Below are 378 nucleotides of genomic sequence, written 5' to 3'. Positions count from 1 at the left end.
CTTTTCGGAGGGACTTTCATTGAGGCGACCAGGTTCAGCGGCAAATGTACTGCACAGGTGATTTCCCTTCCTTTTCGGAGGGACTTTCATTGAGGCTCTTCTGCAATTCAGCCACGGGGGCCTGATCCATCATTTCCCTTCCTTTTCGGAGGGACTTTCATTGAGGCTCAGCTGTCGGTCACGATTGAAAGCGCCCCGGCGGGATTTCCCTTCCTTTTCGGAGGGACTTTCATTGAGGCGTTCTTGTGCTAGTCCAGATAGAGCGGCGCTTAGAGCATTTCCCTTCCTTTTCGGAGGGACTTTCATTGAGGCCTCTTCTGCAGAGCGTGCAGCGGGCTAACCCTGGCGTGAGCATTTCCCTTCCTTTTCGGAGGGACT

At 53.7% G+C, this 378-nt stretch carries 1 CRISPR repeat array.

From position 1 onward, the window contains the following. Nucleotides 1–60: 60 nt before the first annotated feature. A CRISPR array of direct repeats spans nucleotides 61–378; the repeat unit is 25 nt; unit sequence ATTTCCCTTCCTTTTCGGAGGGACT.

This window comes from Rothia sp. HMSC072B04 (genome assembly GCF_001813725.1).
GTDB lineage: Bacteria > Actinomycetota > Actinomycetes > Actinomycetales > Micrococcaceae > Rothia > Rothia mucilaginosa.
The sequence above is the reverse complement of the archived record's forward strand: the minus strand, read 5'-3'. Positions and strand labels throughout refer to the sequence as shown.